The sequence below is a fragment of the Clostridium thermopalmarium DSM 5974 genome (assembly GCF_002995795.1).
GTDB lineage: Bacteria > Bacillota > Clostridia > Clostridiales > Clostridiaceae > Clostridium_H > Clostridium_H thermopalmarium.
Genome location: NZ_PVXN01000031.1, coordinates 26,142 through 39,597, shown reverse-complemented (window position 1 = coordinate 39,597; position 13,456 = coordinate 26,142). Strand labels below are relative to the sequence as shown.

Below are 13,456 nucleotides of genomic sequence, written 5' to 3'. Positions count from 1 at the left end.
AAACTTCTCCACTCCTCCACTGCCATTCCCACTCTCTAAACTCTAACCTGCTATATAAGTATATCTTTCTTAGTAAATACCACATGTGAAATCACATAGCTTACAATAGTCCATATTACAAGCACTCCTATGACAAATCCAAGGGTTATATTAGGATTATTAAACTGGGTAGCTATTCTTCCACTTAGAACCATAGATGGATCCCCAAAGGTGCTAAATATATAATGAACATATTTGCTAACATAAGGTATGCTCTGAAACATTGTAAAGGCTATTATTAGCACTATATTTATTGCCATAGATACCATACTGCTGCCTACTATTGTTGATAGTAGGAAGGCAAAGGCTGCTGATGCTATAATAAATAAAATTTGAAACAAAAACATTTCAATTAAATATTTCCACATCGGGATTATAATTGTGCTTCCGGATACCATTTTTAAAACCTTTTGTCCCATATCATTAGCAATAGCATTGTCATATACAAACCTTGAACCAACAGCTACTGGATAATCCATATTTCCAAAGCTGAATATAAGCCCTACTACTAAAAAGGCTATAATTTCAATTAACACAATTATTATGCTGGAGGATAAAATTAAAGCTATAAATTTTGATAATAGTATTTTTCCTCTTGATACAGGCTGAGTTAATAAAAACTTCATAGTTGGAGGGGTGTACTCTCCTGATACCATATCTGAGCTAAATATAGTAATTCCTATTGCTAAGAACATAACTCCTAAAATATTAAATAAATCTCTTATAAATTTTGTTGCTGTTACATCATAAGAATTATCTTCTGGTTCTATATTGTTATCTAATAGATACTTTTTTGTCATTAAGTCTATATTTAATCTATCTTTTTCTTCATTGTCTATCTGAACATTATTTATTTGCTCTTCTAACTGCTTTATATCTCCCTTTAAGGTAACTCTCCAATCCTTCTTTCCGCTGGATTGTTCCTTTTTAATTTCTTCTATTCTTAAATTAGCTTGTTTTATTTCTTCATTCAAACGTAACTTCTCTTCTTCTGAAATATTAACATCGTTTTTCATTTGATTCAAATGTGCGATATTCTCTTGCTCACTTTGAATTCTTCTCTCTGGCTTATTCCACTCCTTCATAGATTCAGAAGTTTTATAGGATGCAAAAGCTATAAATCCTACAAATAAAATAAACAATCCTGTTACAACTAAAGTTTTTCTTCTCTGCATAAGCTTTATAATTTCATTTCTAATTAATGTTACCATCATATCGCTCTTTTTCCTCCTTCAACAAGCTCCATATATCTCTCTTCAAGCTCTGTATGCTTCTTATAAATTTCCTCTATGCGTATCCTATTTTCTGATAGCTTAAATACAATCTCTGGCACAAATCCTTTATCAATACTACATTTAATCACGTCTTTCCCTAAAGAAACATTATGAACAAATTCTAAGCTTTCTAATATTTCTATGCATTTATCCTTTTCTTTTACAGATAAAACTATATTCTCTATTTCGCTCTTTACTACATCTCCATATACACTCTCTACAGATTGAATAACTCCATTATTTATAAAAGCAACTCTATCACATATCATCTGAACTTCGCTTAATATATGAGATGATATAAAAACTGCTATACCAGTTTCTCTTGCTGCTTTTTTTACTATGCTCCTAAAATCTAGAATTCCTGTTGGATCAAGTCCATTTGTAGGTTCATCTAGTATTAGAAGTTTAGGTTTTGCAATCAGTGCCGCTGCAAGACCTAGCCTTTGTTTCATTCCAAGAGAATACTTTCTAACCTTATCATCTATTCTATTCTTTAAATTTACAAGTTCTATTATCTCATTTACATACTCTTTGTCTATCTTTCTTATCCTTGCAATTTGCATTAAGTTTTCTCTTCCTGAGAGATAAGTGTAAAGCTCGGGATTTTCAACCACTGCCCCAACAGAGGCTAGTGCCTTTTCTCTTTCTTTTGACATATCATGTCCTGCAATTACTATACTTCCAGAGTTTGGCGCAATAAGCCCTACTAACATTCTTATAGTAGTAGTCTTTCCTGCTCCATTTGGTCCTAAAAATCCAAAAATCTCTCCTTCTTTAACATTAAAACTTATTCCTTTTATTATTTCTTTTTTACCAAGACGCTTTTTAACATCTTTAACTTCTAGTACATTCATACCTAAACCTCCCTTTCTTATCTTTTACTCATTTCTATAATTTTTCTTGTTATGGCATAAACAATACATCCACATAGTAAAGTAGTCAGCATAGTTAAAGTAATTATTTTGTTTGCAATAGGTACATAAATTTCTAAGTTATCAATGCCATATTGATATAAATGATAATGTCCTTTAAAAAATTCTGAAGCTATGCTGCCTCCTAAAAGAGCAAAGCATACTGAAACACCTATTTTGAATATAATTTCTAATGGTGCAAAGATTACTATATATCCATTTCTCTCTAGTGGAATATTTTTAAAAGAATATACTAATAAGATTGCAAGAATTGGTATAATCACAGCTAGTATGAAAGCTTTTTGATAAATGTCAAAATTATTTATAGGAAAACTATAACCAGCTAAGGAAATTACAGAAGCAATACTTTCAAATTTATTTGTTATAGCAATGTAGTGTTTCTCTGACAATATATTAGGATTAAGAGTTAGTGTTCTTAAAAATGCGGAAGTTAGCACGAATAATCCCATAGGAAGTAATAAAAATATAGTACCAACAACTCCTCCAAGTATATTTTTTCCTGAAAGGCCTTGAATAAGCATTATAAAAGTAACAACAAACAGATAAGTTAAGGAGTTCATGAGCGCTCTCTGAAAAATCATGCTTCCATTCATGTATCCTCCTAAAACACTTTTATTTGCTATATATATTAGTGCTATGACTATAGAACTCAATATAACTGAAACTATTACCGTCAATGCTGACACAATCCATTTTGATATAATAATTTCTTCTCTTTTAAATGGCATAGAGCTTAATGAATCATATTTTCTCCCCATAATATCATTTCCTACAATGAAGGTTCCTAAAACGATTAAAGTTATTATCACCGCTACTTCACTTGCATTTCCTTCTAAGAAAAATTGATTAAAATTCTTCACATAACTATTATTGAAAGTCCCTTGGCTAACTTCATTCTGCAAGCTTTGAACAGTTTTCACAAATGGTACTATTGTAAATAAAATCAACTGTCCAAAAAACAATCCGCTTAAAGCTCTTACATTCTTCCATTCCTTATATAATAGTGCTTTATTTAAATAGTTCTTCATAGTTAACATCACCTCCAATTGAGTATATAAACATATCTTCAAGAGTTAAATCTATTTCTTCTTGGAAAAGAATTTCGCAGCTATTAAGCTTATCTAAAAACTCTTTGCTGTAATCCTTAGTAACTATGTTGTAAACCCTTCCTACCTTTTCTACTTTGATTATCTCATTCCATTCTCCTAAATCACTTGGTGCATCATTTTTAAAAACTACCTGTATCTTTCTTATAGTTTCTTTCATTTTCTCTATGGAATTTGAATATTTAATCTCTCCATTATTGATAATTGCAATGCTATCACAAATTCTTTCAAGCTCTCCTAAGTTGTGGGAAGATATAAGCACAGTAGTTCCTCTTTCTGCAACATCTTCTAGCAGTATATTTATAAATTCTCTTTTAACTATAGGGTCAAGCCCATTAGTAGGCTCATCCATGACTAAAACTTCTGGCATAATACTTAAATTAAGCATTATAGAAAGTCTCATCTTCATTCCTTTTGAGAACTTTCTTATGGACTTTTTCTCAGGAAGTTGAAAGATTTTATTTAGTTCATAAAATCTATTCTCATCAAAACTTTTATAACTTAAAGAATAAAATTTAACCGCATCCTTTAATGTAAAATAATCTAAAAGAGTGTTTTCATCCGTAACATATCCCATAACACCCTTAATCTTAGAATTTTCAAATACAGGCTCTTCCTTAACCTTTATTTCACCTTTATCTAATTTATAAATTCCCATCATACTTTTGATAAGGGTGGTTTTTCCCGCTCCATTTGGTCCAATAAGCCCAAATATACTGCCCTGTTCTACTTTTAAATTTATATTCTTTAAAACCTCTTTATCTCCAAGACTTTTATAGCCATTTATAATCTCTATCACTTCTTTTTCACCTCTTCATAGGACTCATTTATTAACTTTACAATTTGCTCTTTCTTAATTCCCATATAATGTGCTTCTAATATAATCTTCTTTATATCCTCTTTTAACTTTTCCATCCTATCTTCCTCCACTTTTGGTTTATAATTTGAAGATACATAGGTTCCCCTACCTCTAATGGTCTCAGTCACTCCCTGTCTCTCAAGCTCCATATAAGCTCTGCTCACAGTATTAGGATTAGCAGTAATCATAGAAGACATCTCTCTCACAGAAGGAAGCTTATCTCCTGGCTGCAATATTCCCTTTAGAATATTTTCTTTTATACCGTCAATAATCTGCTCATATATAGGTCTGCTGCTTCTAATATCTATATTTATCAATTTTAATTTCACCTCCCGGTGTAACTTTAAGTAATCTATGTAATATACTAACTGTACTAAGTGTACTATGTGTACTATGTGTACTAATTTAATTAGTACACCATTATTGTAATGCAAGTATTATATTTTGTAAAGAGCTTTATTAAAAATTTTTTAGATAAGTATTTTAGTAAGCATTAGCTTTGAAAGTTGCGGTAATTTTCCATATTGGTTTATAATAATAGTAATTGTAGAAAAATACCTTACTTAGGCATTAATTTACATATTAAAGTTGAACTCTAGGAGGAATTTATATGAAGGATGATAAAGCTATCTTAGAAGGTATTTGTGAATCTTTACCTTATTTAAATCCAATAACAAGAGATGATATTGCTTTCTATGTAACAGATTTAGAAAAGTATATAGCCTATATTCCAGCTAATAATTTTGATTTAAAAATTAAAGTAGGGCAATCTATTCTTGATTCTAAAGATATGATGAATTGTATAAAGTCTGGACAACTCATTAAGTACGATGTTCCTAAAGAGACCTTTGGCGTTGCTGTAAAAGTCTTTATGCAGCCTATAAAAAATCCTAGCGGAAATGTGATAGGTCTAATATGCTCCGCTGTTGATTTTAATGAAAGCCTTCAGCTACTAGATGGAATAAATAGTCTTTCTTTATCAACTGAACAAGCTAGTGCAAGCATAGGACAAGTAGCAGCTAGTGCTGCCACATTAGCAAAGTCTGGAGGAAAAGCTCTTGAAAATGTACAAGAAACTCTAAAAAAAGCAGAACAAACTTCTAAAGCTCTAGAAATAATAAAAAATATTGCATCTCAAATAAACCTACTTGGCTTAAATGCTGCAATTGAATCTGCAAGAGCTGGAGAACAAGGAAAAGGATTTGGAGTTGTTGCTAGTGAAATAAGAAAGCTTGCTAATCAAAGTCAAGAATCAGTAGCACAAATAAAAAAAATACTTGAAGATATAAATGATGCGGTTGATGCAATAAGCAAAGACATAGATAATGTAGCTTCTATAAGCCAAGAACAAGCAGCGTCTACTGAAGAAATTGCTGCGGCTCTGAACAATATAAATGAAGCAACAAAGCAATTAGAAGATTTTTCTCAAAAATTCAGATAATAATAAAATTGCATGGCAATTTTATTGTATATGACATCACGCATAGGATTTGCATTAAGGAAAGTTTATAAGATTTGTTCAACGCTTTCTACAATGTAAATTCCATGCGTGATGTTTAAATATCTCACCAATGTACCGTAACTTTTATATGAAATGGTATGGATAATCTTTTAAAAACTTTTCTGCACTTTTATATCCTGATTCAAAAAGCTTTAGGCCCATTGTACTTATTTTATCGAATTCAGTACCTTTTACTCCTAAGGTTGGTATTCCTATAGTTCTTATCCAGTCTTTATGTTTTACATATATTTCTTCATTTTTGTTAAGCATAGCACTTACTATATCAATTATAAAAGAAATTAGATCAGTTTTTCCTTTCGAAGTAAGACTTTGATTATCTTCTATGAGTTTTAATCCAATAGTAGGCCGTTTAGGTTCACCTTGTCCATCAAATATCCAGATAGGATAGTTACTTAAAATGCCTCCATCTACTATAAGACTCATTCCAGTTTTATGTTTAAGCTTTACTGGTTTAAAAAACAGAGGAATACTTATACTCATTCTTACAGCCTTAGCTATTGAAAAATCTAAAGGATCTATATCATAAAGTATAAGATCATCTGGTAAAATCAGCATATCTCCCTTAGTAATATCAGAAGCTATTATTTTAAGATAAGACTTTCCATTTCTGCTTACGTCCCTAAATTTGACCTTTCCCTTTTTCTTGAGCAATTCCTCTATATACCCTTCTATAGGATCTCCAGAATAAATTCCCTTGTCTTTCAGTAAGCCTATGATTTTATTAACATGAGAAGTAATTTTAAATTTATTGAAAATGCTTTTGTCTAAAAACTTTGCATAATTAATTTTTAATATTATATTTTTTAATTCTTTTCCAGTATAACCTGCTGCTAAAAGAGCTGCTACTATGGCTCCTGCTGAAGTCCCTGCTAAATTTTGAAATTTATATCCTCTATTTTCAAGACAGCATACAGCTCCTACCAATGCTATTCCTTTTACTCCACCACCTTCAAAAACAGCGTCAATTTTCATGTTATCTCCCCTGAAAATAATGTTTCATTTTAAGATATGAAACATTTAATCATTAGTGTTACTATATCTTAAATAGAAGCTAGAGCCATAAAAAATATGTTATTAAAAATTGTAGATATATGTTGCAAATTCTGTAACCTATGATATAATAACAAACAAATGGAAAACTTAATAAATTAAATATATTGCAGGGGTGCCCATTATGGCTGAGAAGAATTTAATTCTAACCCTCCGAACCTGAATCTAGATAATGCTAGCGCAGGAAGCAATGAGTTATTATATAGTATATAGAGCTTCTTTCCTTTGCGGTAGAGAAGCTTTTATATTTTACTTATTGTTTTAAACACTCATGCAATATTTATTTTGTATGAGTGTTATTTTTTTATTGAAAAGAAAGGATGATTTTATGAAAAAGGTATTGACTATCGCTGGTTCCGATAGTTGTGGAGGAGCTGGTATTCAAGCAGACTTGAAAACTATGAGTGCACTTGGAGTTTATGGAATGAGCGTAATCTGTGCAGTTACAGCTCAAAATACTCAAGGAGTTACTGCTGTTCAAGAAATCAGTAAAGATATTGTTGAAGCTCAGATGAGAGCAATCTTTGATGACATAAAAGTAGATGCTGTAAAGATAGGAATGGTATCTAATTCTGAGATTATATCAACCATAAAAAATGTATTACTAGAATACAAAATTAAAAACATCGTTTTAGATCCTGTTATGATATCTAAAAGTGGATACTATTTATTAAAACTGGAAGCAATTGGTGAACTTAAAAACTTAATTAGCATTTCAGATATTGTAACCCCTAACATTCCTGAAGCTGAGGAACTTACAGGGATGAAGATAAGTTCTGAAGAAGACATGAAAAAAGCGGCCTTAAAGATTACAGAGTATGGAGTAAAAAATGTATTAGTAAAAGGAGGTCACAGATGCAATAGTTCTACAGACATTCTCTACTTTAATAATGAGTTTTTATCTATAGAAGGGACAAAAATAGAAACCAAAAATACTCATGGCACCGGCTGCACTCTATCCTCTGCAATAGCAAGCTTTTTAGCTAAAGGCTACAGCATTTATGAAGCTGTAAAACTTTCAAAGGAGTATATACATACGGCAATAAAAAATTCATTTTCAATTGGCCATGGTGTTGGACCTGTAGGACATTTTATAGACCTATATAAAAAAGGAGGTATAATTTATGAATAACAAAACTGATATGATTAACAATATTTCTACTGTTCTCACTAAGGTGAGAGAAAAGACTCCTCTAGTTCATGCTATAACAAATTATGTAACAATAAATGACTGTGCTAACATATTATTAGCCTTTGGTGCATCTCCTGCTATGGCAGAAGCTTATGATGAAACTTACGATTTTGCAAAAATCTCATCTGCCATCTATATAAACATAGGAACTCTGACTAAGGAACAAGAACAATCTATGATTATGGCTGTATTATCTGCTAAAAATAATAATATCCCTGTTGTTTTAGACCCAGTAGCCTGCGGGGCTATTAAAAGAAAAATAGACTTTATACAAAAAATATTTGAAATTGGTAAAGTTGATATCATAAAAGGTAATTTAGGAGAAATAAAATATCTAGCAGGATATGAAGCAAAAATCCGTGGAGTAGACTCTATAGATGATGGCAGCAATTCAATAGAAGCCTGCGTTTCTCTTGCTAAAAAGTATAACTGCATAGTTGCAGCTACTGGAGCTCAAGATATAATTACAGATGGAAAAAGAACAGCTATAATCGAAAATGGTACAAGCCTTTTAACATTAGTTACAGGTGCTGGATGCATGGTAGGCGCTTTAACAGCTGCAACTGCTGCTGTAGAAGAAGATAAATTTTTAGCTACTGTTGCCTCAATATTATCTATGAATTTAGCTGGAGAACACGCTGCAAAAACTGCTAAAGCTCCTGGAAGCTTTAAGGTTAAACTTATAGATGAAATTTACTTACTAAAAGAAAATGATTTTGAGAAAGAAGGTAAAATTCAATGGATATAAACTATAAATTATATTTAATTACAGACAGAAGCTTTTTAAATGGTAGAAGCTTAAAAGATTGTGTTGAAGCAGCTATAAAAGGGGGAGTAACTTTAGTTCAAGTAAGAGAAAAAGATGCATCTACGAGAGAGTTTTATAAAATAGCTAAAGAAGTGAAAGAAATTACTTCAAAATATAATATTCCTTTACTGATAAATGATAGAATAGATATAGCTCTTGCTATAGATGCTGAGGGTGTTCATCTTGGACAAAGTGATATGCCAATAAAACTTGCTAGAAAAATACTAGGTGAAGATAAGATCATAGGAATTTCTGCTAATACCTTAGAAGAAGCACTAGAAGCCCAAAAGGCTGGAGCAGATTATCTTGGTATTGGACCTGTTTTTTATACGGGAACAAAAAAAGATATTGATGAACCCATAGGGGTTCATGGATTAAAAGAAATTACACAAAATATAAGAATCCCCTCTGTGGCCATCGGAGGAATAAATAAAGAAAATGCTGAATCTGTTTTAGAAACTGGTGTAAATGGAATTTCCGTAATATCAGCAATATTAGGAAGTGAAGACATAGAAAAAGCCTCCATAGAACTATCAAGCATATAATCATGGATTATTAAGCTTTAATCCCTAGTCTATAACTATATTGTTGACTAGGGATTAGAGACTAAAAATTTTATATGCTCTGTTAATCATCTAAATCTATTAGACATTCATCACAATTCTTTTTTTCCTCTTCCATCTTAGCATAATTTTTTATATCTTCTATTTCTTCTTCAATCTTTTTTTTGCTCTCTGTTTCTTTTCCAATAACACGTCCATCCTTGCACTTATAGAAAAATTCTATTTTCATAGCTTGCACCTCCTACTTCTTATATATTATTCCCCTCTTTATTTTATGACTGTTATATGATGCCTCATCTGTTTTTATTAGAATACTTGGTTACATATAGTTTAGGAATAACGGCATACATAGCTGCACATTTTACAAGTTCACTCTTCCATGTTTTTTCATTTGGAGCATGTGCCTCTTCTTCATGTCCTGGGCCAAATCCAATACATGGTATTCCATATCTGCCCATTATAGATACTCCATTAGTGGAAAATGTCCACTTGTCTACTAGGGGATCTTCTTTAAATAATTGTTTATATGCATCTACCAAAGTTTCACATACAATATGATCTTCTGGCAGTACCCAAGTTGGAAAATAAGATTCAGTAGGATATACAAGCCCTGTATATGATGGTCTTTCATAGGTATACATTTCAACTTCTGCCTTAGCGGCCTTGACAGATGGGAGGTTTCTAATCTGCTGAAGGGCATATTCCCACGTTTCTCCATCTGTAAGCCTTCTATCTATAGAAATGGAACAGCCATCAGCCACAGCACATCTTGATGGTGAAGAATAAAATATTTCTGATACTGTTAAACTTCCTTTTCCTAAAAAGTCGTTATCCATCAAATTTTCAGCTAAAGCTCTAAGCTCAATTAATATTGGAGCCATTTTGAATATAGCATTATCTCCTCTTTCTGGAGCAGAACCGTGACAACTTACCCCTCTAGTTGTTACTTTTATCTCCATTCTTCCTCTTTGTCCTCTATATATGTTACAGGAAGTAGGTTCAGTGGAAATTACAAATTCTGGCCTTATGCCATCTTCATTTATGATGTATTGCCAACATAGTCCATCACAGTCCTCTTCTTGAACAGTACCTGTAACTATTAATGTATAATCATCTTCTAAAGCCAAATCCTTTATAATTTTTCCCGCATACACCATAGATGCCATGCCGCCTTCCTGGTCACTTGCTCCTCTGCCAAGAATAATCTCTTCATCTTCATAGCCTTCATATGGATTATAATTCCAAAGATTTGCATCCCCTACACCAACTGTATCAATGTGAGCATCCATAGCTATTACATGACTTCCATGCCCAATATATCCTAGTATATTTCCCATAGGATCTATTTCTATTTTATCAAATCCCACCTTTTCCATTTCTTGTTTTATTCTCAATACTACCTTTTCTTCCCCACAACTTTCGCTGGGAATAGCTATCATATCCCTTAAAAACTTACTCATATCATCTTTATACTTTTCAGCTAAATTTAGCACCTCTTCTACTTTTGCTTCTTTTAACATTATCTCTCCCTCCACAACCTTATATAACTATTTTATTGATTTTTCTCTTTATGAAATTGCCATAACCTTTCTTGCCAACAAATTTATTATTCTTAGCTATAATTTCTCCTCTTAACATGGTAAGAATAGGATATCCCTTTAACTTAAACCCCTCATAAGCCGTGTAATCTACATTTTCGTGCAGCATATTCTTAGTTAAAGTAACCTCTAAATTTGGATCTATTAAAACTATATCTGCATCAGACCCAACTTGAATTGTTCCTTTCTTAGGGTAAAGTCCAAATATCTTAGCTGGATTAGTACAGCATACTTCTACAAACTTATTTAAACTTATTTTTTTCTTCATTACCCCTTCAGAAAACATAAGAGGTATTCTCTCTTCAATTCCTGGCGCTCCATTAGGGCACTTGGTGAAATCATCTTTTCCCATCTGCTTGTCTTTATTAAATGCAAAAGGACAATGATCTGTTGCAACTGTATGAATGTGTCCATCCTTGATACCTTTCCATAAAGAAGCTTGATTTTCTTTTTTCCTAAGAGGAGGACTCATTATATATTTTAGCCCCTCATTGTTAGGAACTTTATACCTTTCTTCATCTAAAAGAAGATATTGTGGACAAGTTTCGGAATATACATTTTGTCCTCTATTATGAGCTAGCTTTATATAATCTAGTGCCAAGGATGAAGATACATGAACAATATATAAAGGTGCATCTTCTGCTATAGCTGCAAGATTTATTATTCTGTTTACAGCCTCTCCTTCACATTCAGGTGGCCTGCTAAGAGCATGATATATTGGATCTGTTAGCCCTTTTTTTATAAACTTTTGTCTTAAATAATTTACGGCATCGTTATTTTCAGGATGAACAGTAGTAATTCCACCTAATTCTTTTAATTTAAAAAGAACCTTTAAAGCCTCCTCATCACTAACCTTATAATCATAGGTCATGTAAATTTTAAAACTAGGTATGCCTTCTTCTTTTACGATCTGTTCCATCTCTTTTAATATAGATTCATCTACGTGCTGAATTACTCCATGAAAGCTGTAATCCACAACAGCATTATTCTTTGCATATTTATGATATACATTTACTTGATGGTGAAGATTGCAGCCCTTAGGACCAAAACCCATGTGATCAACTATAGTGGTAGTTCCACCACAAGCCGCAGCTACTGTTCCAGTGTAAAAATCATCATTGGCCACTGCAATCCCTGCATCTAAGTTAAGATGAGTATGAACGTCTACTCCTCCTGGAATCACATATTTACCCCCAGCATCTATCACCTCATCACAATCTTTTTCTAAGTTTATGCCTATATCTTTTATAATTCCTTCATCGACATATATATCCCCTGTGAATATATCTCCTGCAGTTACTATAGTTCCATTTTTTATAATTTTAGACATCTATATTACCTCATTTCCTATAAGGATACTTTCTGTGAATTACACATAGCATTATTTATGCCAAATTTCTATGAATATTACGAATATACCGATTGGCAATCATATCATATTATTTTAACTCATAAATTTTTTATTAATTAAGAGTTATAACTTGTTACTGTATATAAAAAATAGTTATCAATTTGATAACTTCTATCAAATTGATAACTAAATATTACTTTATTTGTTTCATCATCCCATATAACTCCTTACTTATAGCCTTAGTATCATTTTGATAATTATTCTTTTCAACTTATCTCCAATCCTTAGTCAAGTGTCCTGTTGATTCTTTTTTATATCTAATGGATTGTATCTCTGCAAGTATAGATAAGGCTATTTCTTTTGGAGTATCTCCACCTATGTTTAATCCAACAGGAGCATATACACTACTAAAGTCTAAATCTTTGGATATTTCTTCTTTTAATTTTCCAAGCATTATCCTAGCTTTTCTTTCTGATGCTAAAAGTCCAATATATTTAGGAAGACAATCCTTTTTAAATAAGGCTTTTAATATCCTATACTCTATTTCATGAGTGTATCCAGCTACTACCACATAGTCATCTCCTGTAATTTCAAGTCCATTTATTACTTCCTCATAATCACCAACTATTACTTCATGCCTTTTGTCTACGGTATCTGCTATATCTTTCCTATCTTCTATTACAATAGTCTTATAATCTAAATCTGCTAGTACATCAGATAAGGCCATTCCTACATGACCTGCCCCTAATATATATATTTTAGGACTGCATTGTATGTATTCATAATATAATGTTACCAAACCACCACATATCATATCTATGCTAACATCTGCTTTAGTCACATTCATACCTGTAAAATCATATCTAACTATATCATGCTTCTTTTCTTTCATAACTTCTTTAGCTTTTTCAATAGCTAAGTACTCTAGTTCTCCACCACCTACAGTACCCTTTACTTCTCCATTTTTATACAAAAGAAGTTTTTTGCCAACATTTGCTGGACCATGTCCCTTTCTTTCTACAACTGTTACAAGAACAGCATCCTCATTTTTTTGTCTTAACTCATATATCTCTTTATATATATCTAACATAAGTGAGTATCCCCCTTTATAAGTATATTTTTCTATAATCTTATTGTACTTTCTTATTAAACTTTATATATC

Annotated in this window: 14 protein-coding genes and 1 riboswitch; of the genes, 4 read left to right on the top strand and 10 right to left on the bottom strand. The window is 31.8% G+C overall.

Features of this window, described 5'->3' with window-relative positions:
* Positions 1 to 50 precede the first annotated feature (50 nt).
* Genes CPAL_RS06620 through CPAL_RS06600 form a run of 5 tightly spaced genes read right to left on the bottom strand, consistent with a single transcriptional unit; the run spans position 51 to position 4,527 of the window.
* The gene (locus CPAL_RS06620) at positions 51 to 1,253 is read right to left on the bottom strand and encodes an ABC transporter permease subunit (RefSeq protein ID WP_106024297.1); all 1,203 of its coding nucleotides are present in this window, start codon (positions 1,251 to 1,253) and stop codon (positions 51 to 53) included.
* Positions 1,250 to 2,167 (bottom strand): ABC transporter ATP-binding protein, encoded by a 918-nt coding sequence (locus tag CPAL_RS06615; protein ID WP_106024296.1) that lies wholly within the window; start codon positions 2,165 to 2,167, stop codon positions 1,250 to 1,252. The genes CPAL_RS06620 and CPAL_RS06615 overlap by 4 nt, the downstream gene beginning before the upstream one ends.
* A 17-nt stretch (positions 2,168 to 2,184) precedes the next feature.
* Positions 2,185 to 3,273 carry an ABC-2 transporter permease gene (locus CPAL_RS06610; RefSeq protein ID WP_106024295.1) on the bottom strand — a complete coding sequence of 363 codons (1,089 nt, stop codon included), beginning with the start codon at positions 3,271 to 3,273 and terminating at the stop codon, positions 2,185 to 2,187.
* A complete protein-coding gene (locus CPAL_RS06605) occupies positions 3,254 to 4,150 on the bottom strand; it encodes an ABC transporter ATP-binding protein (RefSeq protein ID WP_106024294.1) in 897 nt (298 codons plus the stop codon). Before CPAL_RS06605 ends, CPAL_RS06610 begins: the two co-directional genes overlap by 20 nt.
* Positions 4,147 to 4,527 (bottom strand): GntR family transcriptional regulator, encoded by a 381-nt coding sequence (locus tag CPAL_RS06600; RefSeq protein ID WP_106024293.1) that lies wholly within the window; start codon positions 4,525 to 4,527, stop codon positions 4,147 to 4,149. Before CPAL_RS06600 ends, CPAL_RS06605 begins: the two co-directional genes overlap by 4 nt.
* A gap of 293 nt (positions 4,528 to 4,820) precedes the next feature.
* On the opposite strand from CPAL_RS06600, the gene CPAL_RS06595 reads away from it, so the two are divergent.
* A complete protein-coding gene (locus CPAL_RS06595; protein WP_061858230.1) occupies positions 4,821 to 5,651 on the top strand; it encodes a methyl-accepting chemotaxis protein in 831 nt (276 codons plus the stop codon).
* A gap of 144 nt (positions 5,652 to 5,795) precedes the next feature.
* Here CPAL_RS06595 and CPAL_RS06590 read toward each other — a convergent pair whose 3' ends face one another.
* Positions 5,796 to 6,704, bottom strand: a complete 909-nt coding sequence (locus CPAL_RS06590; protein WP_061858229.1) for a patatin-like phospholipase family protein — start codon at positions 6,702 to 6,704, stop codon at positions 5,796 to 5,798.
* A gap of 179 nt (positions 6,705 to 6,883) precedes the next feature.
* Positions 6,884 to 6,986: riboswitch (TPP riboswitch) on the top strand.
* 124 nt (positions 6,987 to 7,110) lie between these two features.
* Here CPAL_RS06590 and thiD point away from each other — a divergent pair.
* The 3 genes from thiD to thiE are packed head-to-tail and all read left to right on the top strand — an operon-like array spanning position 7,111 to position 9,327.
* A complete protein-coding gene (gene thiD, locus CPAL_RS06585; RefSeq protein WP_106024292.1) occupies positions 7,111 to 7,914 on the top strand; it encodes a bifunctional hydroxymethylpyrimidine kinase/phosphomethylpyrimidine kinase in 804 nt (267 codons plus the stop codon).
* A 10-nt stretch (positions 7,915 to 7,924) separates the two neighbouring features.
* On the top strand, positions 7,925 to 8,722 hold the full coding sequence (gene thiM / locus CPAL_RS06580; protein WP_082787864.1) for a hydroxyethylthiazole kinase: 798 nt from the start codon (positions 7,925 to 7,927) through the stop codon (positions 8,720 to 8,722).
* Positions 8,713 to 9,327, top strand: coding sequence for a thiamine phosphate synthase (gene thiE / locus CPAL_RS06575; protein ID WP_106024291.1), 615 nt, complete (start codon positions 8,713 to 8,715; stop codon positions 9,325 to 9,327). The genes thiM and thiE overlap by 10 nt, the downstream gene beginning before the upstream one ends.
* Before the next feature lie 82 nt (positions 9,328 to 9,409).
* Here thiE and CPAL_RS13870 read toward each other — a convergent pair whose 3' ends face one another.
* The 4 genes from CPAL_RS13870 to CPAL_RS06560 all read right to left on the bottom strand — a co-directional run bounded on the left by CPAL_RS13870 (position 9,410) and on the right by CPAL_RS06560 (position 13,384).
* Positions 9,410 to 9,574, bottom strand: a complete 165-nt coding sequence (locus CPAL_RS13870) for a hypothetical protein (protein WP_165815357.1) — start codon at positions 9,572 to 9,574, stop codon at positions 9,410 to 9,412.
* A 64-nt stretch (positions 9,575 to 9,638) separates the two neighbouring features.
* Complete coding sequence (locus CPAL_RS06570; RefSeq protein ID WP_061858225.1) at positions 9,639 to 10,865, bottom strand: YgeY family selenium metabolism-linked hydrolase; 1,227 nt, start codon at positions 10,863 to 10,865, stop codon at positions 9,639 to 9,641.
* Between the two features lie 19 nt (positions 10,866 to 10,884).
* Complete coding sequence (gene hydA, locus CPAL_RS06565; RefSeq protein ID WP_106024290.1) at positions 10,885 to 12,273, bottom strand: dihydropyrimidinase; 1,389 nt, start codon at positions 12,271 to 12,273, stop codon at positions 10,885 to 10,887.
* 292 nt (positions 12,274 to 12,565) lie between these two features.
* Positions 12,566 to 13,384, bottom strand: a complete 819-nt coding sequence (locus tag CPAL_RS06560; RefSeq protein ID WP_061858223.1) for an XdhC family protein — start codon at positions 13,382 to 13,384, stop codon at positions 12,566 to 12,568.
* Positions 13,385 to 13,456: the final 72 nt, after the last annotated feature.

What these genes read in the sequence shown, in the direction of transcription:
- CPAL_RS06570 (WP_061858225.1), bottom strand. Translation starts at nt 10,865, where the DNA reads ATGTTAAAAGAAGCAAAAGTAGAAGAGGTGCTAAATTTAGCTGAAAAG.
- thiD (WP_106024292.1), top strand. Translation starts at nt 7,111, where the DNA reads ATGAAAAAGGTATTGACTATCGCTGGTTCCGATAGTTGTGGAGGAGCT.
- CPAL_RS06610 (WP_106024295.1), bottom strand. Translation starts at nt 3,273, where the DNA reads ATGAAGAACTATTTAAATAAAGCACTATTATATAAGGAATGGAAGAAT.
- hydA (WP_106024290.1), bottom strand. Translation starts at nt 12,273, where the DNA reads ATGTCTAAAATTATAAAAAATGGAACTATAGTAACTGCAGGAGATATA.
- thiE (WP_106024291.1), top strand. Translation starts at nt 8,713, where the DNA reads ATGGATATAAACTATAAATTATATTTAATTACAGACAGAAGCTTTTTA.
- CPAL_RS06595 (WP_061858230.1), top strand. Translation starts at nt 4,821, where the DNA reads ATGAAGGATGATAAAGCTATCTTAGAAGGTATTTGTGAATCTTTACCT.
- thiM (WP_082787864.1), top strand. Translation starts at nt 7,925, where the DNA reads ATGATTAACAATATTTCTACTGTTCTCACTAAGGTGAGAGAAAAGACT.
- CPAL_RS06590 (WP_061858229.1), bottom strand. Translation starts at nt 6,704, where the DNA reads ATGAAAATTGACGCTGTTTTTGAAGGTGGTGGAGTAAAAGGAATAGCA.
- CPAL_RS13870 (WP_165815357.1), bottom strand. Translation starts at nt 9,574, where the DNA reads ATGAAAATAGAATTTTTCTATAAGTGCAAGGATGGACGTGTTATTGGA.
- CPAL_RS06615 (WP_106024296.1), bottom strand. Translation starts at nt 2,167, where the DNA reads ATGAATGTACTAGAAGTTAAAGATGTTAAAAAGCGTCTTGGTAAAAAA.
- CPAL_RS06560 (WP_061858223.1), bottom strand. Translation starts at nt 13,384, where the DNA reads ATGTTAGATATATATAAAGAGATATATGAGTTAAGACAAAAAAATGAG.
- CPAL_RS06620 (WP_106024297.1), bottom strand. Translation starts at nt 1,253, where the DNA reads ATGATGGTAACATTAATTAGAAATGAAATTATAAAGCTTATGCAGAGA.